The sequence below is a fragment of the Clostridium sp. genome (assembly GCF_017888565.1).
Classification (GTDB): domain Bacteria; phylum Bacillota; class Clostridia; order Clostridiales; family Clostridiaceae; genus Clostridium.
The window spans coordinates 1-22,763 of the sequence record NZ_JAGHFX010000089.1; the positions used below are offsets into that span (position 1 = coordinate 1).

Sequence of the window (22,763 nt, forward strand, 5' to 3'; positions counted from 1 at the left end):
GTTTATCATTTAATGCTTGTCCACTAAGTCCATAATCTTTAGCTATTTGTGTGATAGTTACAAGACCTTTATTTTTAAGAATAATATCTGTATAATCTGCTTTAGGTTTTAATTCTCCTATTATTTGCTTCTGTTGAGTATTTTCTAATTGAAGATTCTCTACTCTCTTATTTGCAATCTCTAAAGCTCTCTTCATTATCATTTCTGGACTATTCCAAGCCTTTTCTACTTCTAAGAAGTATTTTCTAGCTTGTTTACCTTTTTCATTACGTTGTATCATTGCTATTTCTTTTGCCATGTCTAATTTAATTTCATGATTAATGATAATTCCTTTAGCACTTCTTTGATTTACTGACATCTTTTCAGCGTCGTCATTTTTGACTTCGCTTGAATTCTTATCATAGTAATGAACTAAATAATCTTCACCTTTTGTAAACCCATACTCTGTCATTCTTTCAAACCATTTTGGATATTCTGTTCCAATATCTAAGAACTCATGAAGTTCTCTTCCACTTAATGTAATATCATTTTCATTTGTATTAACTTTTATTAATTGATTCATTTCTTATCCTCCTTAATTTTTATTCTGTTAAGCCTAAGCTTTTAATTGAGTTATATTATCTAAATCTGAAAAATCTTTTCCTTGAGCTTCTTTTAAAAATCTTTCTAACTCAAAGTCAGTTACTTTTTTACTTCCTAAAACTAAATAGTTTAAATGTCCTTTTTTCATTAATTCATAGACATAACTAGGATTTACTCTTAATACCTTTGACACTTCTTTTACAGTTAAAAGTTTCATATTTTCCCCCCTTTTATAAATTTCCTGTAAACTTTTATATATGAAATAAAAATATAAAAATTATCTTATAAGTCTAGTATTTAATTTTCCAGTAAACCCTGTGTATTTACGATATTTTTGAATAAATTTAAATTTATCTCTAATTCACTGGATATATTAAGCAATGTTTCTAAACTAGGTGAATATCTTCCACTTTCAATGTCAGATATATAACTTCTTGAAAGACAGCATTTATCAGCTAGAAATTGTTGGGTCATATTCTTGCTTTTCCTCGCTTCCTTTATAATACTTCCAATTTCTTTTTTTGAATTTATTTTCAATACTTTCTCCTCCTTTCTATATTTAAATTGTATTGTATTAACGACATTTTGTAAAATGTAATTTACTAGTATTTACGACTTTCATGAAGGATTAGGGTATATTTTTCTTTCTCTTCCTCTTTTTTGCTCATTTTCCCTTGTATTTACGACATTTTACTAGTTGAATTTCCGACATTATTGTTATATACTTTATCTATAGTCGGTAATGACGACAGGAGGTTATAAAATGGATTTAGGTTTAAGAATTAAGACTTTAAGGAAAGAACTAAAATTAACACAAGAAGATTTAGCTAAGAAAGCTTCAATTTCTCGCTCATATCTAGCAGATATAGAAAGAAATCGATACAATCCAAGCGTTGATACACTTATTAATATAGCTAAAGGTTTAGGGATATCTCTTTCTGATTTAGTTTCTGAACACGAATCTGTTATAGAAAAAAATAATAAACAAACAATAGAAAATAACTTTCCTCTAATTCCTGAAAAATTTATTAATGCAGATGAAGCTAGGGAATATGTTATGAAACATCAAATTTTAGCTTATGGAGGGTTAAACCCATCTAAAATGACTGATAAAGAAATATTGAACTTTGCTAATGAAATGCTAAATCAAGCCGAATTACTAGGATTAAAATATAGTATGAAGAAGAAAAAATAATTGACTTCTAAGGGGGAAACTTATGAGATGGATTAATGAAGTGGTTGATGGATTATTAGATACATATAAAACAAATAATCCCTATGAATTATGCAGACATTTAAAAATACAAATACTTAGGGTAGTTTCAAACAATCCTTTGTTATGTCACAAAGATTCTGTATATTATCGCAACTATTTTGAAAAAGAAATAATTTTCATTAGAGATGATCTATATGGATATAATGAAGAGTTCATACTAAGACATGAATTAGGACACGCTCTACTCCATACAGACATATCAAATTCAAAATTTACTAATATAGGTAAGTTAGATAAACAAGCAAATTATTTTGCTCTCTGTCTAACAGGTATTAAATTAGATATTTTAGAAATGGAAGGATTGACATTAAAGCAAATTGCCAGTTGTATAAACGTTCCTTATGAGCCTTTATCTCAACTGGTTAATTTATAAATATTAAAAGAACATACGTTCGGAAAGGATGTGATTTAATGGCAGGAAGCCTAAGAAAAAGGGGGAACAAATGGTACTATTCATATGAAACATTCGATTCCTTAGGCAATAAAAAAAGAGTTGAAAGAGTTGGAGGTGTAACTAAAAAAGAAGCTCAACAAAAATTAAATGAAGCACTTTATAAAAGAGATTGTGGCTTTATAGAATCAGATAATACTTTATTAAAAGATTATTTGAATAATTGGCTTGAAACTTATATAAAGCCAAATAGAAAAGATAATACTTATTATAGGTATAAAGGTATTATATAAAATGCTATTAATCCAGTTATAGGATCTATACAACTTAGAAATTTAAAACCTATCCATATTGAAAAAATGCTTAATTACAATAAAGAAAGAGGACTTAAGAATACTACACTTCAAAATATTTTTACTGCTCTTAATTCTTCTCTTAATAGAGCTTTGAAGCTACAATTAATAAATAATAATGTTTGTAAATTCGTTGATAGACCTAAGAGAGAACGTTTTGTTGCCGAGACATTATCAATTGAAGAATTTCATACTATTCTAAATTCATTAAACAATGAAGATTTTAGAGATTATATAATGAAACTCGCTTTAACAATGACATTAGAGCTTGGATTAAGGCGGGGAGAATTATCTGGCTTAACTTGGGATAACATTGATTTCAAAAATAATAAAATTAAAATTGAAAATAATTTTATCAAAACTAATGCTGGAGTAAAAGTAACTACACCTAAAACAGAAGAAAGTAAGAGAACGTTAGTTGTAAGTGGTTCTTTAATATCAATGCTAAAAGAACATAAAAAAATATTACTTCAAAACAAAATTAATTATGGGGAATTTTATACAAATGAAAATATATTAGATGGGAAAAAATATGATTTTGTTTTCATATGGGAAAGTGGTATTTATATAGATCCAAATTATTGGACTCATAGGTTTAGCAGAGTTTTAAAAAAATTATCTATAAATAAAAAAATACGATGGCACGATTTAAGGCATACTAATGCTACTTTGCTTTTGTCTCAAGGAGTAAATTTTAAAACTATCCAAATAAGACTAGGCCACGCTGATATAAATACAACATTAAATATATATTCCCATGTAACCGAAGAAATGCAAAGAGAAGCAAGTGAAAAAATTACTAATCTAATGCAACTCCCAAAGGCAAAATAAAAAAGTTGGCAAAATTTCGGCAAAAGCCAAAGAAATTTTCCCAACTATCCATTTTACTTATGCGAGATAAGCCGTAAGCGGAGTTCTGTATTAAGCAATCATCTATCTAGGCTTATTGTTGCCAATAAGCTCAAGCGGTACACCCGGAAACGGAGCGGGCAACTCCTAAATGTTTCCCTATTCGACCTTGCTCCAGGTGGGGTTTACATAGCCATCATGTCACCATGATGCTGGTGAGCTCTTACCTCGCCTTTCCACCCTTACCTAAAAATTTAGGCGGTATCTCTCTGTTGCACTTTCCTTCAAGTCGCCTTGACTGGACGTTATCCAGCACCCTGCCCTATGGAGCTCCGACTTTCCTCTCCTAGATCTAGTCTAGCAGCGATTGCATGTCTTACTCGCGAAGATTATCTTAACATAACTTAATTAATAATGCAAATGATATTTTTTACAATTTACACAAATTGTAGTATCAAAATTAACATAAGTAGTATAACCCAAGAATAAAATCCTATGCCAGAAAGTAATAAAGTTAATATTATAAGTATGAATATACATAATCTAGCACCTGGATTGACGCAGGTTTTAAAAAAGCTTCCACCCTTTCCAATATTTTTACCTATACCATCACATATATCTTTAAAACCATCTTGAAATACTTTTGTCCATGATTTGTTTTTCTTTTTATAATATGATTTACTCATAGTTCATCCCCCGATATTATTCTTATTATTAATATTATGCTTAAATCAAAAATTTTGTGTATAAAAAAGACCTTACACAAATGTGTAAGGATCTTCACTTTTAGTAGATATTAAAATTTCTAAGTCTTGTAATTTATCATTTAATCTATTTATAACTTCTAAAAAAACTATCCATTCAGAGGAAAAATGTCCTGTATCAATTATAGATACTCCCATTTCTTTATAATCAGATGCATAATGATATGTTGTATCACCTGTTACTATGCAGTCTGCCCCTTTTTTGTATGCTCTTTCAAAAAAATCACTTCCACTCCCATTTATAACTGCGATATTTTTTACTTTTTCACATCCTCTAACAACCTTTAATGATTTTACATTTAGCTTTTCTTTAATATCTTTTATTAAATCGTCCAATTGGATATAATCTTCTAATCTAATAATTCTTCCTAGACCTTCATTATTATTTCTAGCCCTCTTATTAGCCTCTAGAAGCTCTTCAGATTCATATCCTAATACATTTACTATAGTTTCATTTAAGCCTTTCTCAGCTGAATCTAAATTAGTATGACTTGAATATAAACTTATATCACTTTTGATAAGTTCTATTATTTTTTTTCCTATCAGCGTATCAGTAGTTATGCTATTAGGTTTCCTAAATATAAGTGGATGATGAGTTATTATTAAATCTACTTTCTTTTCTTTTGCTTCTTTTATAACATCTAATGTGCAGTCTAGAGCCAAAAGTATTTTTTCTACTTTCTTTTCTTTATCTCCTACCATTAGTCCTACATTATCAAAATCTTCTTTTAGCGTTTTAGGAGCAAATTCCTCCATTATTTCAATTATATCTTTAACTTTTTTCATAAACATCGTCCTTATAGAAAATTAATCATATTAGTAATCATATCTATTTTTTCTTGTATAGATTTTCTTCTTTCACTTGCATTAACAGTGCTTTCTGTTATAAAACTAATAATTCTTTTATAGTTTTTAACTTTTGAAATTAAATATTCCTTCATTAAAGGATGTTTTTGCATTAAAAGCTTTGGGCTTACTTCGTAATATATTGCATCTAAACTGGTAGCTTCACCTTCTTTTCGTCTTACCTTAAAAAGCTCATAATATATATTTTCATCTAAACAAAGATCTTCACTTATTATTTCATAATTATTATTATAAAGATATTCTCTTAACACTTCTGGATTTTGAGCTGGTTGAAGTATTAGATATTTCATAGAGTCAACTTTTTCAACTTGTGATTCAAGTATATCTCTAATTAAATTTCCCCCCATTCCTGCAATTACAGTAACTTCAACTTCATCTTTTTCTAGAGCCTTAAGTCCATCACCTAGCCTAAACTCTAATTCATCTCCCATACCTTCTAGTATAGCATTTAATCTCGCTTTATCTAAAGGCTCCTTATTTATATCTACTGCAATCGCTTTGCTACAAATTCCATTTTTTAATGCATATAAAGGAATGTATCCATGATCTGTTCCTATATCTGCTAATACTGATGTGCTTTCAATGTGTTTAATTATAAAATTTAATCTTTCGCTTAGTTCCATAATTCTTCTCCTTGCTAAATTAAAATTAGCACCTTTTGGTGCTAATCTAAATAATCCTTTAATTTTTTACTTCTTGAAGGGTGTCTTAATTTCCTAAGAGCTTTCGCTTCTATTTGTCTTATTCTTTCCCTTGTTACATTAAATTCTTTACCAACTTCTTCAAGGGTTCTTGCTCTTCCATCATCTAATCCAAATCTTAGCCTTAATACTTTTTCTTCCCTAGGAGTTAAAGTATCTAATACATTTATTAATTGTTCTTTAAGCATTGTAAATGCAGCTGCTTCTGCTGGTGCTAAAGCATCATCATCTGGTATAAAGTCTCCAAGATGTGAATCTTCTTCCTCACCTATAGGAGTTTCTAGAGATACTGGCTCTTGAGCTATCTTTTGTATTTCTCTTACCTTATCTACTGGTAAATCCATAACTTTTGATATTTCCTCTGGGAATGGGTCTCTTCCTAGCTCTTGTAATAATTGTCTTTGGACTCTTATTAGTTTATTTATAGTTTCTACCATATGTACAGGTATTCTAATAGTTCTTGCTTGGTCAGCAATAGCTCTTGTTATTGCCTGTCTTATCCACCATGTAGCATAAGTAGAGAATTTAAAGCCCTTTCTATAATCGAACTTTTCTACAGCTTTTATAAGCCCTAGATTTCCTTCTTGTATAAGGTCTAAAAATAACATTCCTCTTCCAACATATCTTTTAGCAATACTTACAACAAGTCTTAAATTTGCTTCTGCTAATTTTTTCTTAGCTCTTTGATCACCTTGCTCTATTCTATTTGCTAATTCTATTTCCTCTTCTGAAGATAATAAAGGAACTTTTCCAATTTCTTTTAAGTACATTCTTACTGGGTCATCTATTGCAATTCCCTCTGGAATAGTTAAGTCTAAGTCTAGTTCTTCTTCGACTTCATCTGCTTCATTAGGATCACCTATTACTTCAATTCCCATTGACTCTAACACTTCATAAATTTTTTCTATTTGTTCTGGACTTAGATCAATATGCTCAACCTCATCCATTATTTCCTTATATGTTAAAGTACCACTCTTCTTTCCTTTATCTAGTAGATTTTTAACTATAGTCATTTTGCTATTTTTGTCCTCATTCTCTTTTTTGCCTTGTTTAGCTTTTGTTTTTTCATCTACCATTTTGTTACCTCCTTCCGTTATTGCCAACTACTACTTTGCACCTCTCTTTAACTGATCATTAACATTTTTTAATTCAATTGCGATTTGTATAGATTCTTCAATTTTACCCTGTGATTCTAATAACTTTTGCTTACGTTTTAATTCATTTAGTTTTTGATTCAATTTATAATTATCCAATTGCTTGATAAAATCTTGTATTAACTTTTTATTATCCTTGCCTATCAGTACACTATGTTCTTTTATTTTTACAATTTCCTCAATTGTTTTTACATTCGTACATTTCGATTCTAAAAAGGTAATTATATTATTTATATTCCCCATTTTAGCTTCTTTAATAATAGAAAAAATCTCTTTATGTTCTGGAAGAATTAACTCATCTTGGTTTATTAACTGACTAATGTAATCAAAATACTCTTCACTCAAACATAATTTCATTAAAGACCTCTCAGCTTTTATAAAAGCTGGCTCTAAATATAATTTTGTTCCATTTTCTTCCTTATTATTCATAAAATCATTTTCTTTTATATTTTTTGTCATTTCCTTTGATAATAAATCATATAATGTTTGTTCTCTTATACCTGTATTTTCAGATATTTTTTTAATATAGACATCTTTTTCTATAGAATTAACACTTGCTAATATTTCTGTAACTCTCTTGCCATATTTAACTAAGTCATTACTATCTTTAAGATTAATTCCTTCTTCTGCTTTCTTAAGCCTATAATCGATTAAGCCTTGAGCATTATTTATTAATTTTATAAATGCATCTTTTCCATTACTTCTCACATATTCATCTGGATCTTTTCCCTGTGGAATACTTAAAACTCTAACATCAAATCCTGCATCTTTTAATATATCTAGACCTCTCATAGTTGCTGCCTGACCTGCTATATCAGCATCATATGATATTATTACCTTATCTGCATAACGTCTTAACAATCTTGCTTGATTTGTAGTTAAAGCTGTACCTAATGAAGCTACTACATTTGTTATTCCATACTGATGCAAAGTTATTAAGTCCATATATCCTTCAACAATAATGAAGTATCTTTCTTGCAGCTTGCTTTTTATTGCAAAGTTCAATCCATAAAGATTTGTTCCCTTTTGAAAAACTAAGGTTTCAGGTGAATTTAAATATTTTGGTTTTGAATCATCTAAAACTCTTCCTCCAAAACCTATTACCTTACCCCTATAATCAAATACAGGAAATATTACACGATTTCTAAATCTATCATATTTATTTCCTGTCCTTTCAGAATTAGATACTAATCCTGCCTCAAGCAATAAATCATCTTTAAAACCTAACTTTCTTAAGTGAAATAACAAGTTATTCCAACTATCCTTTGCAAAGCCTAATCCAAATCTTTTTATTGTCTCTTCCTTAATACCCCTATTTAAAAAATATTCCTTCGCTTCTTTGGTTAATCTTAAGTTTGAATAAAAGAACCTTGCTGCTTCAACATTAACTTTATAGAGCAATTCTCTCTTTTTTGCAGCCGGACTTATTCTTCCTTTATCACTTTCTATTGTAATATTAACTCTATCAGCTAAATACTTAACTGCTTCAACAAACGGCATATTTTTATTTTTCATAACAAAAGTGATTACATTTCCTGATTCACCACATCCAAAACATTTATATATTTGTTTATCTTGTGATACTGAAAATGAAGGTGACTTTTCATTATGAAATGGACATAGTCCTGAAAAGTTTCTTCCAGATCGCTTTAATCTAACTGACTCAGATATTACATCTACTATATCATTTTGTTCTTTTACTTTTTCTAGAATCTCTTCAGAAATCTGCAAGGAGATTCACCTCCTTACTAATAATTTTCGTCAACCTATATTCATTTCGACATTTTTTCTCTATTTCCTTCTTTAAAGGAAAATTTTTATGAAAATTTATTAAATCTTCTTTATTTATATTCTTTATCAAATCTAAAATTCCTTTTAAATATTTACTTTTTATTGTATCCATTTATTTAATATATTACTAACTTTGGTACAAATAGAGAGTTAAATTTATTTAAACAATAATCATCACTCATTCCAGCTATATAATCTGCAACTGCTCTTTTTAATCCTTCTTCTATAGCTATCTCTTTGTATATATTTAGTAATTCATCTTCATGAGTATAATAATAATTTATTATGTTTTCTAAAATAAATTTCGCCTTATTTCTCTCTACTTTTAAAATATCCCCTAAGTAAACATTTTTAAACATAAATCTTCTAAGCTCTGTCATAGCCTCCCAAACCTCATTACTAAATTTTATATCAACTTCATTATTATTTAATGCCTCAGTAGTATTTTCTATTACATCTATAACTAAAGTTTCAATTCTTTGAGAATGGGTTTTACCTAATACTTTTATAACTTCTTTTGGTAATACATCTTCGCTTAAGAGCCCAGCCCTTATCGAATCGTCTATATCATGATTTAGGTATGCTATTTTATCACTTACCTTAACCACTCTTCCTTCTAATGTTTTAGCTTTATTGTTGCCATTATCAAGACCACTATGATGTAATATTCCATCTATAACTTCAGTTGTTAAATTTAGTCCTAAGCCGTTTTTTTCAAGTTTCTCAACGACTCTAACACTCTGCTCATTGTGTCTAAATCCACCTTCCAAAAACTCATTCAATACCTCTTCTCCATTATGAGCAAATGCTACATGCCCTAAATCATGTCCTAATGATATGGCTTCAATTAAATATTCATTTAATCCAATTCCACTGCCTATTGTTCTTGCAATTTGAGATACTTCTAATGTATGAGTCAACCTTGTTCTATAGTGATCACCAAAAGTCTTTATATAAACTTGAGTCTTATGTTTCAATCTTCTAAAAGACTTGCTATGAATGATTCTATCTCTATCAACCATAAAACACGTTCTCACAGCATCACTTTTTTCATCTCTTTTTCTTCCTAAAGTCGAAGTACTAAAAGTAGCTTGAGGAACTAATGTCAACCTTTCGAAACTCTCTATTTTTTCTCTTACATTCATATATCTCACCTCTATATTACATATTCTATATTTTTCTCTTTTTTCCTCTATTTAAACATATTTTATAATAATATATTTAATACCAATTATATTTTCTTTATACAAGTATATTTTCTTTTTTTTACTAATATCTTAATAAAGAGTAATTATATAAGGAGAGAGTAATGGAAAACATATTATCAGATTTAAGAGAAGAGCTGCTTCCTGTTAATGAGATAAATAATAATATTTTATGTCATTATAACCTTCAGAAAGCATCTATATTTAGCATTAAATTTAAAGATACAGAAAAGCAAAGGGCTGTATATAGAATAGATTTTAATGATAAAAGCTACTGTTTAAAAAAGGTTTATTATAATGAAGCAAATCTTTTATATGTATATTCAGCTATGGAGTGGTGTTATAGAAATGGCATTGATGTTCCTAAACTATTACCTACTATAGATGGAAATAGATATGTTAAATATAAAGACATGCTATTTATCTTGACTCCTTGGCTTGACGGTGAAAAGTGTGATTTTGATAATTTAGAACATGTTTTATTATCGTCGAAAACATTAGGAAAACTACATATAGCTTCTAAAAACTTTTCTCCAATAGCTGGTAGTAGCTTAAGAGAAGGCTTTGAAAATTATAATGAAACTATATCAAAACACTTTAACCAACTACTATTAAGTATAAATAACGCTCATAAATACAACGATAGATTTTCAAAAATATTCCTAGAAAATATTAATGAAAACTTAGAACTTGCTAAGATTTCATTTGAAGTATCATCATCAATTATCCCTAATGAACTTTCAAAATCTCTTTGCCATGGAGATTACGTAAATAAAAATATATTAATAGATAACAATAAAATTTCTCTTATTGATTTTGATAAATGTAAAATGGATTATTGTTCTAGAGATATCTCATATTTTTTAAGAAGATTATTGAAAAGGGAAAATACTAATTGGCAAATAAATTTAACATTAGGAGTTCTTGATAAATATATGGAAGAAAATATTTTAAGTAGTTCTGATTTAAAATATGTATTAGCCTATATTGCTTTTCCTCAAAAGTTTTGGAAATTATCTAGAGATTATTATAAAAACATAAGAAAATGCAATAAAAATGCCTTTATAAAACTACTTGAAAAAGGATTAGATAGGACTGAAAATCAACTAGAGTTTACTTATGAGCTTATGAATTCATTTGAAAAACATTATAACGTAAAATTTTAAAGAGGAGGTTTTAAACCTCCTCTTTTTATAAATTATCTTTTATTTCTAACTTGTGCTTGTGCAGCAGCTAGTCTTGCTAATGGAACTCTAAATGGTGAACATGACACATAATCTAATCCAATATTATGGCAGAACTCTACTGATGATGGATCTCCACCATGTTCTCCACATATTCCAAGCTTAATGTTTGGTCTAGTTAATTTACCTTTTTCTACTGCTATCTTAACTAATTCACCAACTCCAGTTTGATCTAGCTTAGCAAATGGATCTTGTTCATAAATCTTCTTTTCATAGTAATCCTTTAAGAATTTAGCAGCATCATCTCTTGAGAATCCAAATGTCATTTGAGTTAAGTCATTTGTTCCAAATGAGAAGAACTCTGCTTCCTTAGCAATTGTATCTGCTGTTAAAGCAGCTCTTGGTATTTCTATCATAGTACCAACTATATACTTTAATTCAACACCTTTTTCTACCATAACTTCTTCTGCTGTTTTAACAACTACATCTTTAACATACTTTAACTCTTTTATTTCTCCAATAAGCGGAATCATTATTTCTGGAACTATGTCAAATCCTTTAGTATTTTTAACTTCTATTGCTGCCTCAATTACAGCTCTAGTTTGCATTTCAGCTATTTCTGGATAAGAAACTGCTAATCTACATCCTCTATGCCCCATCATTGGGTTAAATTCATGCAATTCATTAACAGTAGCCTTTAATTCTTCAAATGTTATATCTAAATCTTTAGCTAATTCATGAATATCCTCATCATTATGTGGTAAGAACTCATGTAGTGGCGGATCTAAAAATCTTATAGTTGCTGGCATTCCACCTAAAGCTTCATATATTCCAACAAAGTCTTCTCTTTGCATTGGAAGTATTTTTTCAAGGGCTTTTCTTCTTTGCTCTTCATTCTTAGCCACTATCATTTCTCTAACTGCCATTATTCTATCTTCTGCAAAGAACATATGCTCAGTTCTACATAAACCTATACCTTCTGCTCCAAATTCTACAGCTTGCTTAGTGTCTCTTGGAGTATCAGCATTAGTTCTAACCTTTAATTTTCTGATTTCATCTGCCCATCCCATAAATGTAGCAAAGTGTCCTGATATTTCTGGTGTAACTGTCTTAACAGCTTCTCCATATATATTTCCTGTTGAACCATCTATTGAAATAAAATCATTATCAGTATAAACTTTTCCATCAACTTCTAAAGTCTTGGCTTCTTCATTAACTTTTAAAGCGCCACAACCTGCAACGCAGCAAGTTCCCATTCCTCTAGCAACAACAGCTGCATGAGACGTCATACCACCTCTAACAGTCAATATACCTTCTGCTGCTATCATGCCTTCTATATCTTCTGGTGAAGTTTCTAACCTAACTAAAACAACATCTTCACCTTTTTCTTTTCTCTCTTTAGCCTCTTCAGCTGTGAAAGCTATTTTACCACAAGCTGCTCCTGGAGATGCAGGAAGTCCTTTTGCAATTGGTGTAGCTTTCTCTAAGTCTTCTGTATGGAAAGCTGGATGAAGTAAAGAATCTAATTGATTTGGATCAACCTTTAATATTGCTTGTTCCTTAGTTAACATTCCTTCTTCAACTAAATCAACAGCTATCTTTAGAGCTGCCTGAGCTGTTCTCTTACCATTTCTAGTTTGTAAGAAATATAGCTTTCCTTCCTCTATAGTTATTTCCATATCTTGCATATCTCTATAATGATTTTCTAATGTATGAACTATATCAGTAAATTGTTTATATATTACTGGATTTTGCTCTTCTAATTTAGCTATTGGAAGTGGTGTTCTTATACCCGCAACAACGTCTTCCCCTTGTGCATTCATTAAGTACTCACCATATATTTTATTTTCTCCAGTAGCTGGATCTCTTGAGAATACAACACCTGTACCTGAAGTTTCTCCTTTATTACCAAATACCATTTCTTGTACGTTAACTGCTGTACCCCATTCTCCTGGAATATCATTTAATCTTCTATAAACTATTGCTCTTGGATTATCCCATGATCTAAATACTGCTGTAATAGATTCAATTAATTGAGTTTTTGGATCTTGTGGGAACTCTTCTCCCATTTCTTTTTTATAAAGCTCTTTATATCTTCCAACTAATACTTTTAAGTCATCAGCTGTTAAATCAGTGTCAACTTCAACACCTTTTTCTTCTTTTATCTCATCTATTAGATTTTCAAATAATCTCTTTTCAATCCCCATAACAACATCTGAGAACATTTGAATGAATCTTCTATATGAATCATATGCAAATCTTGGATTATTAGTTAAATCAGCCATCGCAACTACTGACTTATCATTTAGTCCAAGATTTAATACTGTGTCCATCATACCCGGCATTGATACTCTTGCACCTGATCTTACAGATACTAATAATGGTTTTGTTAAACTCCCAAACTCTTTTCCTGTTAGTTTTTCTAGTTCTGTAATTTTTCCGTGGATTTCTTCAATAACTTCTTCTGCGATTATTTTGCCATCCTCGTAATACTTGTTACAAGCCTCTGTTGTAACTGTGAATCCTTGTGGTACTGGAATCCCTAGTAGAATCATTTCTGATAAATTTGCCCCTTTACCTCCTAGAAGGTTCTTCATTGAACCATTGCCTTCACTAAAAAGGTAAACGTACTTCTTTTTCTCCATCTCAATACTCCTCCGTTCAATCAAATTGAATATATATACTAACAGTACTTTTGCACTGTAGTTACCCTAAATAAATTACCCATAGTCTTCTCTTAATTGCCTTCTCCAAGCTTAACAAAAAGCTTTGTTATGTTAGTTTTTGATATCTTTCCAACTATTTTAAATTGATTTTTTTCATTAGCTGCTGTTTCTATTTTTTCTACTATTGGAATACTATCAATCTCATGCTCAATAATCTTCTTTGCTAGGCTATAAGCACTATCTTCTGCATATCCACATATGATATTTGGCATTCTAGTCATTATAACTCCAACAGGAACTTTATGAATATCAGTTCCCCCTATAGCATTTTTCAAAAAATCTTTTCTAGAAACCGCTCCAACAAGCACCCCGTTACTTTCCACAAACAATGTACCTACATCATTTAAGAATAAGAATACGATTGCATCATACACTGTAGTTTCCTCATTTACTGTAACCGGTTTAGACATAATTTCTCCAACTAAAACCTTCGAAATATTTTCTAATATTCTAGTATTTTGTGCTTCTCCTAAATATACATAACCAACCTTAGGTCTAGCATCAAGTATCCCTATCATTGTTAAAATAGCTAAATCTGCTCTTAATGCTGCTCTAGTTACACCAAGATGCTCTGCTAAAGCTTCGCTTGTAACAGGCTGTCCTTCTTTTACTATCCTTATAATTTCCTCTTGCCTTTGTGATAACTTCAAATTTATCCCTCTTTCTGCATTTACAAGGAATATTCAGATAATTTAGATTTGTTTGATTAGTGTGATATTTACAATCTAATTATAACATTTTCTAAAAGTTTGACTATACTTAATTTTCTGAAAAATCAGTCATATTAGCTGAATATTCCTTTTCTGTTTATTTTATTCCACTGTATCTCCTGTTTATCTCAATTTTGCTTTAATTTAGTCCTCATCATCAAAATTCACAGTATATGTAAATACATTTTCATCTACTTGCTCATTTTTATCGTATTTCTTTTTCTCATTATTATTATCACTACTGTTAAATTTTTCATTTTTAACTTCGCTTACTTTGTCTTTAAACATATAAGCAACATCTGTAGCAGCATCCTTTATATCATTAGCTGCCTTACTTATATATTTATTGACAACTTCAACACTACCATCTGCTTTAGTTATTTCTATAGTTATTTGTGTTACTACTGCTGCAATAACGACAAAAGCTAATACAGGTGGAATAATAACTGCAATTACACCTGCTGCTATTCCTGCATTGACAGGAACATCTACAAGTTCTTTTCCGTCTTTACTAACTTTAATTCTAGTTACATTCCCCTTATTTATTAAATCCTTTAACCACTTCTTAAGTTCATCTATAGTTTCATACTTTTCTTTTCCTGGACTATCTTCTATATAGTCTTGCTTAATTCCCTTTATTCCTTCAATATATATTATTGCTTCTAGTACATCTCCATTGCTTACTTCAAGGGCATGTTTTGCCTCTGCATAGCTTACGCCAGTTCTCTCTTTAACTTGATCTACCTTTTCTAAAGTTATTTCCATATCTATTCACTCCTTTATATAATTTAACATTTCTAAGCTTTTTGGCTTTTTAGAATAGTTTGAAGATATAATAAATGTTGTTACCTTACTTATATCCCTCTTTACATCTGCATTTACATTTAATTTATATATCTTATCCATAGGAGTCTTCATTAAAAACCTTATAGCATTATATGCAGGCTTTGAGATATAAATTCCATGTTCTCTTGAACATTCTTCACAAACTCCACCATAATGTGATAAAGATATGTAATTAGATACAGATATTTTTTTTCTGCAACTTACACAGCTTTCTAAATTTAATCCATACCCTGTTGCTTTTAATAATCTAAGTTCAAAGGATCTAATAAGCATTTCATAATCTAAAGCATCTGTATTAAGTAGATACATACAAGTTAAAAAATCTTTAAATAGCCCCTCATTTATTTCCCCCTCCTCTACACATATATCTATTAACTCACATATATAGGATGAGTAAGTTAGTTTATCTAAGTTATCTAATAAACCTTGGAAAGAATTAATTATTTTACCTTCTTGAATATTAAATAAACTTTTTCCTTTAAATAAAACATATTCTCCATAGCATAGAGGCAAAGTAAGAGATAAAAATTTACTCTTACTTTTTCTTGATCCCTTTGCTATAGCTGTTATTTTCCCCAATTTATTTGTATATAACCATACAAGTTTATCATTTTCTTTAAATTCTTTCGTTTTTATAACTACTGCATTTACCTTATGTAGTGACAGAAACACCATCCCCTTATTTTATTTAACCTTTTTATATCCTAACTCTTTTAATAGGTTTTGATTATCTCTCCACTCTTTTCTTACCTTTACCCAAATTTTTAGATTAACCTTAGCACCTAAGAATTTTTCTATTTCATATCTTGCACTTTCACCTATTTTCTTTAGACATTGACCATTCTTTCCTATAATTATTCCTTTATGCGAATCTTTCTCGCAAAGCATATCTACTTCAATATGCCATGTTCCATTTGGGCTTTGTTTCATTTGAATTATATCAACTGCTATTCCATGTGGTATTTCTTCTCTTAATGTTCTTAAAGCCTTTTCTCTTACTATCTCTGATACAACAAATCTTTCTTGTACATCTGTTATCATATCATCTGGATAGTATTTAGGTCCTTCTGGCATTGTTTCAATCATCAATTCAACTAATTTATCAACATTTTTCCCTCTAAGTGCTGAAATAGGAATTATTTCTTTGAACTCTAATTCTGATGAATACATTTGAAGAGTTTTTGCAACTCTCTCTTGAGTAAATTCATCAATTTTGTTTACTACTAAAAATACAGGAGCTTTTTGATTCTTCAAAGTCTCTATTATAAATTTATCTCCTCTTCCTATTTCCTCTTCAGGATTTATTAAGAATAATACAAGATCTACTTCTTTTATAGAATCTTTTGCTGAGTTAACCATGTATTCTCCTAATTTATGTTTTGGTTTATGTATTCCTGGTGTATCTACGAATACTAACTGATGATCTTTTCCTGTTAATATTGTTTGTATATTATTTCTAGTAGTTTGTGGTTTATTTGATACTATGGATAGTTTTTCTCCCATTATATGATTTAATAAAGTTGATTTTCCTACATTGGGCCTACCTACTATTGTTACAAATCCTGATTTAAACATTTTTCCTCCTAATTATCTAAATCTTTTAGTTAATGCTTCTAGCATTATTTTAAAAGTTTTAATTAGATATTTATCCTTATTTTTATTTTTATTAATATTATTTTGTCTTTTGGATTTCAAAATTATTGTACCTTTTATTATATCATTACTTTTTCAAAATTAAAGCATTGTTAATAAGATTTATAAAAGTACTAAGATACTATATTATATCTTAAATATAACAAATATCAATAATGTTAATAAAGTTCCAAATAGAGCACCAACAATTACCTCCCAAATAGAGTGTACATTAGAATCTACCCTACTTTGTGCTGTTATTAACGCCATTAAATAACTTAATACTATACATATAGGTTCTTCTGTTATCAACGAAATTGCTGTTGCTATTGAAAATGAAAGAGCACTATGTCCGCTAGGCATCCCACCTCTTAATGGCGTTCCTTCTCCAAAAATAGATTTTATTATTAAAGTAGCTAAAACTACAAATACTAATGCTATAAATATCATATAAGGTTCTGATTCCTTTACCTTGTGTATTACATCATAAGACAAATCAGATATCTTATCCCAAAATATTATATATCCTACAAGCAACGCATTTATAGCTGTAACTAACACAGCTCCTGCTGATGCATTTTTTGCTATTTTCGCTAAAGGATGATAATGGTTGGTAGACATATCTATAGTTGCTTCTATTGCTGTATTAGTTATTTCAGCTCCAAGTACTAATGTGATTGTAATTGCTAAAATAAGAAACTCTATCTTTGATATATCAAATAAAAAACATGCTAACAGCACACATAATGCTGCAAATATATGAATTTTCATGTTTCTTTGTGTTCTCACAGTTTCTATAATCCCATTTATCGCATAGTTAAAACTCTCCACCATCTTCTTTATTTTCATAAGCTCCCCCCACTTATAGTATTATCTTCTAATTTTCAATTTATTTAATATTTCTTCCTCTCTTTTTCTCATTCTTTTTTTATCATCTTCATCCATATGATCATAGCCTAATAAATGAAGAATCGAATGTACTACTAAATAGCTAACTTCCCTTTCATATGAATGCTCATATTCCTCACTTTGCTCTAAAGCTCTCTCCAATGATAAAACCATATCACCTAAAATCAATTCATCTCCATCTTTAAAAGTCTCATCAAAATCATAATTTAAATACATTTCACTAAAAACTTTCTTATCTTCAAAATCTAGCATAGGAAAAGATAATACATCTGTTGCCCTATCAATATTTCTTGTTTCATTATTTATTTCTCTTATTTCTTCATTATCAACAAATAATAAAGAAATTTGATATTGACAGTCTACCCCTTCTTCTTTTAATGCAAAATCACAAACATTGCTTAATTTTTCTATAAAATCCTCTGTAACCTCTAATTTATTTTGTCTATTTTCAGTATATAACATTTTTATCTCCTTTATTTATTTTTTAAAATTAAAGGGAAAGGTATGATACCCTCCCCTACCAAATCCTTTATAAAATTTAATTACTCATCTATTTTACTTTCTTTTCAGATGGATATTCAATTCTATGATGATATATTCCATCTAAGGTCTTAAGAAAAGTCTTTCTTATAACCTCTATATCTTTTAATGTTAAATCACAGTCCACAAGTTGTCTAGAGTTGAGTTTATCATTTATTATATTATTTACCATCTCTTCTATTTTACCCTTTGTAGGTTCATTAATGGACCTAACAGCAGCTTCCACACTATCTGAAAGCATTAGAATACCTGATTCCTTAAAAGATGGAATTGGACCTGGATACCTAAAATCCTCTTCCTTAATCTCATCAGGCTTATCTGATGAATTCTTAAGTTTATAATAAAAATATTTAACTAATGTAGTTCCATGATGCTGCTCTATCATATCCTGAATCACCTTAGGAATTTTATGTTCTCTAGCCATTTCTAAGCCATCCTTTGTATGTGATAAGATAATTAATGTACTTAAATTAGGTGTTATTTTATTGTGTGGATTTTCCTTTCCCATTTGATTTTCACCGAAAAAGTATGGTCTTTTTGTTTTCCCAATATCATGATAATAAGCGCCTACTCTAGCCACAACCGGATTTCCTCCAACAGCCTCTGCAGCAGCTTCTGCCAAATTAGCAACCATCATACTGTGATGATATGTTCCCGGCGCCTCCATTAGTAATTTTTTCATTAATGGCTGGTTTGGGTTTGATAACTCTAGTAATTTTATATTAGTAACTACATCAAATATTGATTCAAAGAAAGGCAATAGTCCAACCGCTAAAATCCCTGAAAGTAAAATACCTATTGCAGTATATCCAGTCTGTATTAATATTTCTTTTATATTATTTGATGAAATCATACCTAAAGTAAATGAGAATAAAGCTAATATTCCAGTTATATAAATAGTTGAATATATTATATCATTTCTTTGCTGAACCTTTTTAAGTCCAGTTGACCCAAGAACAACACTTAATATTGATAAAACAACTACTGATGGATTAAATCCAACTATTATAGCTATAAATATTATATTTAACAAGTTTACAACTAAAGATATCTTATAATCAATTAATATTGTCATAAGCATAGCACTACAAACTAATGGTATTAAATATGGAGAAATTACATTTACTCCCATTGAAATCAAAATTATTATAAGATTTATACTACTTATAAGTATGATCATTTTAGTATTTTTAAATACTTCGGGCTTTTCTTTAGATATATATCTATATTGAATAAATAATACTAAAGCAACTAATATCCCTAAAGAAATAAATGAGAATAAGTAACTCTTTGTTGTACCATTATTTAAAAGGCCTAATTCCTTTAAAACTTCTATTTGCCTTTCAGTTACAGGTTCACCTTCTTTTACTATTATTTGATTCTTCTTTATTATTTCCTTTGGAACGCTCTTTTGAGCCTCTTTAACAGCTTCCTCCATTTTATCATTATCAACAAATTTATTTGGTTTAATTTGCATATGACATATATTCTTTAAAATGTCCTCTAAGTCTCTATCTATATCACTATTAGATAATTGCTTATCTGCTATTGACTTTGCTTCTAATAAATCTTCATATTTATTTTCTTCTATTTCTTCCTTATAAACTGTTTCTAATACATTTACTACTAAGTGCTGCACTTCAGATACTTTTTCCTTTAATTCAACTAATATTTTATACTCGTCATCAGTTAAACTAAATTCTTCTATTTTTTTAATTTCAGCTATTTTATCCTTTTCTTCCTTATCAGAAGAATTTTCAGATATAATCTTATTAAATAATTTATTAACATTTTCAATTGCTTGAGCTTTTACCTCACTTTTAACTATATACTGCTTATCTTCTCTTGCCTTAGCCATAGCTTCTTCTTCTTTTTGCTTAGTTGCAATTTCATCAACAGTATCAATAGGTGCTTTTATATCTACAGTTGCTATATCTCCAACTGAAAGATTGTGTCTCTTAGGTGCAATTACTGTTAATAAAAGTAAATATATTACTAAAAATACAGTTAAATAAGTAAACCCTCTTTTGTATTTTATATCATCTTTTTTCTTTCCTTTATTCCAAAACAAGTCCATCACCCTCTAATCCCTATAGTTTTTTTTAATAATCCACTGGCTCATTATTTACTATATTTTGCTCTACAACAAATACTACATTTACTATTATATCTCCATCAGAATTGTCCTTTGTACTTATTATTCTATCAACCACTTTTGCTTCTCTAGTTAAATTATTATAAAGAGATTCCTCTAACTCCTTTACTGCATTATCAATTGCCTCTTCTTTTGTGTATGTAACTGGGAGTTCCTTTTTTTCAAAATAATTAGCCTTCTTTATAATTTTTCCACTCTCTTCTATTTTATCATACTCTTTAAAATCTTTTATAGCTTTTTTCAGATAAATTTTTTTTCCGAATATTTCTATATATATATCACTATCTTTCTCACCACTTCTTTTCATCTCTGTACCCTCTACTTTAGTAGTCATACTCTTTTCATAAAAAGTATTTGCCATAACTACACCTTCTGGTACAACTTCATATGGATCTTCCTCTTTACCATTAATTCCTTCTATAACAACATCACCAGCTTTCACCATATCTCCAGCATGAACTGCTGATCTACCAGAAAAAGCATAAACCCTACTTACTTCTCCATCCATCTTTGCAACTAAATTCCCCTGCTTTTCTTCTTTTACTTCTGGTGGGTTTACTTTTTCTTCTATAAATATCTTCAATGTTGAGCCTTCTATTCTAGCCCTTAACCACAAAACATCAGAATTTACATTTTCCAGTTTCTTTTCTACATCTTTAACATCTATTTTATTTTTACTTATTCCTGGCTTTATCCCTATTTCATATAATTGTTGTCTTAACTCATAAGGTGACACATTCTTTTTAGTAGTTATTTCTATGCTCCATACATAGGTAGAGAGATATAGTAATAATACAACAAATATTCCTCCTCCTATAGCTAAAAATAATTTACTTTTTAGTTTTCCTATAAAAAATAAGATTCCAGTACTTCCTACGACTTTACTTTTACCATTTAATCTTTTTACAACATCTATTAAAACATCATAATCATTATAATCAATTGTTATTCTAATAGTTGCTATATCTACTCTCTTAACATTTATAACATTTATATTTTCACTCCACAATATGTTTAAAAGTCTCTCCGGTTTTAATATGTTAACTTCAACTACTACTTTTCCACTATCAAAAATTCCTGTTGCCATATTACACCTCGTATGATATAGATTTAAATTTTCCACTAATTGTTATTGTAGAATCTCCAATATAAAGTATTTCAAAATTTTCACCTTCAATATTAATGGCCTTTACTTTTGTATTTACTTTTATAACATTTCGCTCAAATAATATTATTCCTTTATGATTTTCTATTGTTATTTCATCATTTCCTATAATAGTTATTTTAGGAACATTTAAAACTATATCTTTAGGTAAGTCAAAAGTTTCTGCTATAATTTCTCTGCTCTTCTCCATTTTTCTTTGCATAATCTTCTCTCCTTATATTTTTCCTAATAGTACTTTATGATAAATATATATAGAAAATTACTTATAATTTATTTGAGTTTATAAAGTTAACAGTTCCAATGCCTTAAAAATATATTTCAGCATAACAAAAAAAGCAAGAGGAACTAATTAAGTTCCTTTTGCTTTATTTATTAGTTAATATTCTTCTTATAAATTGACTTTAATTTGTCATAACTAAGCTAATTAAAACCTAGCTATCTTTTAAATGTTATTAACACCGATGGTGTAGCCGTTCCTTTAATAATTATATCTTTTCTTTTATAACTGCTGAGGAAGGTACTATAACAAGATCTACCTCTTCAGAATATCCAATTAATTAAATCCTGTTTATTCCCTTAAATTCAAGTATAATAATTCTTACACTTATTTTTGCTAAAATATATAACTATAGTCCTCAACCTTAATGTATTATAAATAATACATTCAGACTTATTGGATAAATTGTAGACTCCAATAATAGCTTTTATTTAAGTTCTATTAAAATTTCAAACCAAAATAGTTCCTACTTGAATTTTCTCTTTCTAGCAGCTTCTGATTTTTTCTTTCTCTTCACGCTTGGCTTTTCATAGTGTTCTCTCTTTCTAACTTCTGAAAGAACTCCAGCTCTAGCGCATTTTCTCTTGAATCTTCTTAATGCACTTTCAAGTGTTTCGTTTTCTCCAACTTTTATTTCTGACATCTATTATCCCTCCCTCCGCTAGCTCAAATTAATTAATTTAACT

Annotated in this window: 25 protein-coding genes and 1 other RNA gene; 5 read left to right on the forward strand and 21 right to left on the reverse strand. The window is 29.2% G+C overall.

Annotation, left to right across the window (positions count from 1 at the left end; genetic code table 11):
* The 3 genes from J7M87_RS16925 to J7M87_RS16935 form a co-directional block, all read right to left on the reverse strand.
* The coding region (locus J7M87_RS16925; protein ID WP_291652815.1) for an antA/AntB antirepressor family protein at positions 1 to 562 on the reverse strand (562 nt) is incomplete at its 3' end.
* A 33-nt stretch (positions 563 to 595) separates the two neighbouring features.
* Entirely contained in the window at positions 596 to 799 is a 204-nt protein-coding gene (locus J7M87_RS16930) for a helix-turn-helix domain-containing protein (RefSeq protein WP_272470634.1), read from the reverse strand.
* An 80-nt stretch (positions 800 to 879) separates the two neighbouring features.
* Complete coding sequence (locus J7M87_RS16935; protein WP_291652817.1) at positions 880 to 1,119, reverse strand: helix-turn-helix transcriptional regulator; 240 nt, start codon at positions 1,117 to 1,119, stop codon at positions 880 to 882.
* A 226-nt stretch (positions 1,120 to 1,345) separates the two neighbouring features.
* On the opposite strand from J7M87_RS16935, the gene J7M87_RS16940 reads away from it, so the two are divergent.
* The 4 genes from J7M87_RS16940 (at position 1,346) to J7M87_RS16955 (ending at position 3,433) form a co-directional block, all read left to right on the forward strand.
* Positions 1,346 to 1,777 (forward strand): helix-turn-helix transcriptional regulator, encoded by a 432-nt coding sequence (locus tag J7M87_RS16940; RefSeq protein WP_195954674.1) that lies wholly within the window; start codon positions 1,346 to 1,348, stop codon positions 1,775 to 1,777.
* 22 nt (positions 1,778 to 1,799) lie between these two features.
* Positions 1,800 to 2,231, forward strand: a complete 432-nt coding sequence (locus tag J7M87_RS16945) for an ImmA/IrrE family metallo-endopeptidase (RefSeq protein WP_142418524.1) — start codon at positions 1,800 to 1,802, stop codon at positions 2,229 to 2,231.
* Between the two features lie 38 nt (positions 2,232 to 2,269).
* Complete coding sequence (locus tag J7M87_RS16950; protein ID WP_291652823.1) at positions 2,270 to 2,542, forward strand: hypothetical protein; 273 nt, start codon at positions 2,270 to 2,272, stop codon at positions 2,540 to 2,542.
* Positions 2,543 to 2,608: 66 nt separating this feature from the next.
* On the forward strand, positions 2,609 to 3,433 hold the full coding sequence (locus J7M87_RS16955) for a site-specific integrase (RefSeq protein WP_291652825.1): 825 nt from the start codon (positions 2,609 to 2,611) through the stop codon (positions 3,431 to 3,433).
* Between the two features lie 58 nt (positions 3,434 to 3,491).
* On the opposite strand, the gene rnpB is transcribed toward J7M87_RS16955, so the two are convergent.
* The 7 genes from rnpB to J7M87_RS16990 form a co-directional block, all read right to left on the reverse strand.
* Positions 3,492 to 3,834, reverse strand: an RNA gene (rnpB, locus tag J7M87_RS16960) — RNase P RNA component class A.
* A 54-nt stretch (positions 3,835 to 3,888) separates the two neighbouring features.
* A complete protein-coding gene (locus J7M87_RS16965) occupies positions 3,889 to 4,137 on the reverse strand; it encodes a hypothetical protein (RefSeq protein WP_291652827.1) in 249 nt (82 codons plus the stop codon).
* Between the two features lie 72 nt (positions 4,138 to 4,209).
* A complete protein-coding gene (locus J7M87_RS16970) occupies positions 4,210 to 5,001 on the reverse strand; it encodes a Nif3-like dinuclear metal center hexameric protein (RefSeq protein ID WP_291652829.1) in 792 nt (263 codons plus the stop codon).
* An 11-nt stretch (positions 5,002 to 5,012) separates the two neighbouring features.
* On the reverse strand, positions 5,013 to 5,705 hold the full coding sequence (locus tag J7M87_RS16975) for a class I SAM-dependent methyltransferase (protein ID WP_291652831.1): 693 nt from the start codon (positions 5,703 to 5,705) through the stop codon (positions 5,013 to 5,015).
* A gap of 41 nt (positions 5,706 to 5,746) precedes the next feature.
* Positions 5,747 to 6,859 carry an RNA polymerase sigma factor RpoD gene (gene rpoD / locus J7M87_RS16980; protein WP_008677348.1) on the reverse strand — a complete coding sequence of 371 codons (1,113 nt, stop codon included), beginning with the start codon at positions 6,857 to 6,859 and terminating at the stop codon, positions 5,747 to 5,749.
* Positions 6,860 to 6,889: 30 nt separating this feature from the next.
* Positions 6,890 to 8,668 (reverse strand): DNA primase, encoded by a 1,779-nt coding sequence (dnaG, locus tag J7M87_RS16985; protein WP_291652835.1) that lies wholly within the window; start codon positions 8,666 to 8,668, stop codon positions 6,890 to 6,892.
* Between the two features lie 176 nt (positions 8,669 to 8,844).
* Positions 8,845 to 9,873, reverse strand: coding sequence for a deoxyguanosinetriphosphate triphosphohydrolase (locus tag J7M87_RS16990; RefSeq protein WP_291652837.1), 1,029 nt, complete (start codon positions 9,871 to 9,873; stop codon positions 8,845 to 8,847).
* A 164-nt stretch (positions 9,874 to 10,037) separates the two neighbouring features.
* Between J7M87_RS16990 and J7M87_RS16995 the strand changes: the two genes are divergently transcribed.
* Complete coding sequence (locus tag J7M87_RS16995; protein ID WP_291652839.1) at positions 10,038 to 11,099, forward strand: CotS family spore coat protein; 1,062 nt, start codon at positions 10,038 to 10,040, stop codon at positions 11,097 to 11,099.
* Between the two features lie 32 nt (positions 11,100 to 11,131).
* On the opposite strand, the gene ppdK is transcribed toward J7M87_RS16995, so the two are convergent.
* The 11 genes from ppdK to rpsU form a co-directional block, all read right to left on the reverse strand.
* The gene (ppdK, locus tag J7M87_RS17000) at positions 11,132 to 13,762 is read right to left on the reverse strand and encodes a pyruvate, phosphate dikinase (protein WP_291652841.1); all 2,631 of its coding nucleotides are present in this window, start codon (positions 13,760 to 13,762) and stop codon (positions 11,132 to 11,134) included.
* Positions 13,763 to 13,854: 92 nt separating this feature from the next.
* Positions 13,855 to 14,493, reverse strand: a complete 639-nt coding sequence (locus tag J7M87_RS17005) for a helix-turn-helix transcriptional regulator (protein ID WP_291652843.1) — start codon at positions 14,491 to 14,493, stop codon at positions 13,855 to 13,857.
* Between the two features lie 204 nt (positions 14,494 to 14,697).
* On the reverse strand, positions 14,698 to 15,318 hold the full coding sequence (locus tag J7M87_RS17010) for a DUF4342 domain-containing protein (RefSeq protein WP_291652845.1): 621 nt from the start codon (positions 15,316 to 15,318) through the stop codon (positions 14,698 to 14,700).
* Between the two features lie 6 nt (positions 15,319 to 15,324).
* Positions 15,325 to 16,074 carry a DNA repair protein RecO gene (gene recO / locus J7M87_RS17015; RefSeq protein WP_291652847.1) on the reverse strand — a complete coding sequence of 250 codons (750 nt, stop codon included), beginning with the start codon at positions 16,072 to 16,074 and terminating at the stop codon, positions 15,325 to 15,327.
* Positions 16,075 to 16,083: 9 nt separating this feature from the next.
* The gene (era, locus tag J7M87_RS17020; RefSeq protein ID WP_291652850.1) at positions 16,084 to 16,974 is read right to left on the reverse strand and encodes a GTPase Era; all 891 of its coding nucleotides are present in this window, start codon (positions 16,972 to 16,974) and stop codon (positions 16,084 to 16,086) included.
* 204 nt (positions 16,975 to 17,178) lie between these two features.
* Positions 17,179 to 17,880: a diacylglycerol kinase gene (locus J7M87_RS17025; protein WP_291652852.1), complete on the reverse strand. Its 702-nt coding sequence runs from the start codon at positions 17,878 to 17,880 to the stop codon at positions 17,179 to 17,181.
* Positions 17,881 to 17,901: 21 nt separating this feature from the next.
* Positions 17,902 to 18,402, reverse strand: a complete 501-nt coding sequence (gene ybeY / locus J7M87_RS17030; RefSeq protein ID WP_291652854.1) for an rRNA maturation RNase YbeY — start codon at positions 18,400 to 18,402, stop codon at positions 17,902 to 17,904.
* Positions 18,403 to 18,490: 88 nt separating this feature from the next.
* Complete coding sequence (locus J7M87_RS17035) at positions 18,491 to 20,557, reverse strand: HDIG domain-containing metalloprotein (protein ID WP_291652856.1); 2,067 nt, start codon at positions 20,555 to 20,557, stop codon at positions 18,491 to 18,493.
* 25 nt (positions 20,558 to 20,582) lie between these two features.
* Entirely contained in the window at positions 20,583 to 21,722 is a 1,140-nt protein-coding gene (yqfD, locus tag J7M87_RS17040) for a sporulation protein YqfD (protein WP_291652858.1), read from the reverse strand.
* A gap of 1 nt (position 21,723) precedes the next feature.
* Positions 21,724 to 22,002: a sporulation protein YqfC gene (yqfC, locus tag J7M87_RS17045; RefSeq protein ID WP_291652860.1), complete on the reverse strand. Its 279-nt coding sequence runs from the start codon at positions 22,000 to 22,002 to the stop codon at positions 21,724 to 21,726.
* 541 nt (positions 22,003 to 22,543) lie between these two features.
* Positions 22,544 to 22,720 carry a 30S ribosomal protein S21 gene (gene rpsU / locus J7M87_RS17050; protein ID WP_003441547.1) on the reverse strand — a complete coding sequence of 59 codons (177 nt, stop codon included), beginning with the start codon at positions 22,718 to 22,720 and terminating at the stop codon, positions 22,544 to 22,546.
* Positions 22,721 to 22,763 lie beyond the last annotated feature (43 nt).

What these genes read in the sequence shown, in the direction of transcription:
- J7M87_RS16975 (WP_291652831.1), bottom strand. Translation starts at nt 5,705, where the DNA reads ATGGAACTAAGCGAAAGATTAAATTTTATAATTAAACACATTGAAAGC.
- rpsU (WP_003441547.1), bottom strand. Translation starts at nt 22,720, where the DNA reads ATGTCAGAAATAAAAGTTGGAGAAAACGAAACACTTGAAAGTGCATTA.
- yqfD (WP_291652858.1), bottom strand. Translation starts at nt 21,722, where the DNA reads ATGGCAACAGGAATTTTTGATAGTGGAAAAGTAGTAGTTGAAGTTAAC.
- J7M87_RS16965 (WP_291652827.1), bottom strand. Translation starts at nt 4,137, where the DNA reads ATGAGTAAATCATATTATAAAAAGAAAAACAAATCATGGACAAAAGTA.
- ppdK (WP_291652841.1), bottom strand. Translation starts at nt 13,762, where the DNA reads ATGGAGAAAAAGAAGTACGTTTACCTTTTTAGTGAAGGCAATGGTTCA.
- J7M87_RS16970 (WP_291652829.1), bottom strand. Translation starts at nt 5,001, where the DNA reads ATGAAAAAAGTTAAAGATATAATTGAAATAATGGAGGAATTTGCTCCT.
- J7M87_RS16995 (WP_291652839.1), top strand. Translation starts at nt 10,038, where the DNA reads ATGGAAAACATATTATCAGATTTAAGAGAAGAGCTGCTTCCTGTTAAT.
- J7M87_RS17035 (WP_291652856.1), bottom strand. Translation starts at nt 20,557, where the DNA reads ATGGACTTGTTTTGGAATAAAGGAAAGAAAAAAGATGATATAAAATAC.
- era (WP_291652850.1), bottom strand. Translation starts at nt 16,974, where the DNA reads ATGTTTAAATCAGGATTTGTAACAATAGTAGGTAGGCCCAATGTAGGA.
- ybeY (WP_291652854.1), bottom strand. Translation starts at nt 18,402, where the DNA reads ATGTTATATACTGAAAATAGACAAAATAAATTAGAGGTTACAGAGGAT.
- J7M87_RS16990 (WP_291652837.1), bottom strand. Translation starts at nt 9,873, where the DNA reads ATGAATGTAAGAGAAAAAATAGAGAGTTTCGAAAGGTTGACATTAGTT.
- yqfC (WP_291652860.1), bottom strand. Translation starts at nt 22,002, where the DNA reads ATGCAAAGAAAAATGGAGAAGAGCAGAGAAATTATAGCAGAAACTTTT.
- J7M87_RS16945 (WP_142418524.1), top strand. Translation starts at nt 1,800, where the DNA reads ATGAGATGGATTAATGAAGTGGTTGATGGATTATTAGATACATATAAA.
- rpoD (WP_008677348.1), bottom strand. Translation starts at nt 6,859, where the DNA reads ATGGTAGATGAAAAAACAAAAGCTAAACAAGGCAAAAAAGAGAATGAG.
- J7M87_RS17025 (WP_291652852.1), bottom strand. Translation starts at nt 17,880, where the DNA reads ATGAAAATAAAGAAGATGGTGGAGAGTTTTAACTATGCGATAAATGGG.
- recO (WP_291652847.1), bottom strand. Translation starts at nt 16,074, where the DNA reads ATGGTGTTTCTGTCACTACATAAGGTAAATGCAGTAGTTATAAAAACG.
- J7M87_RS16950 (WP_291652823.1), top strand. Translation starts at nt 2,270, where the DNA reads ATGGCAGGAAGCCTAAGAAAAAGGGGGAACAAATGGTACTATTCATAT.
- J7M87_RS16930 (WP_272470634.1), bottom strand. Translation starts at nt 799, where the DNA reads ATGAAACTTTTAACTGTAAAAGAAGTGTCAAAGGTATTAAGAGTAAAT.
- J7M87_RS17010 (WP_291652845.1), bottom strand. Translation starts at nt 15,318, where the DNA reads ATGGAAATAACTTTAGAAAAGGTAGATCAAGTTAAAGAGAGAACTGGC.
- J7M87_RS16955 (WP_291652825.1), top strand. Translation starts at nt 2,609, where the DNA reads ATGCTTAATTACAATAAAGAAAGAGGACTTAAGAATACTACACTTCAA.
- J7M87_RS16940 (WP_195954674.1), top strand. Translation starts at nt 1,346, where the DNA reads ATGGATTTAGGTTTAAGAATTAAGACTTTAAGGAAAGAACTAAAATTA.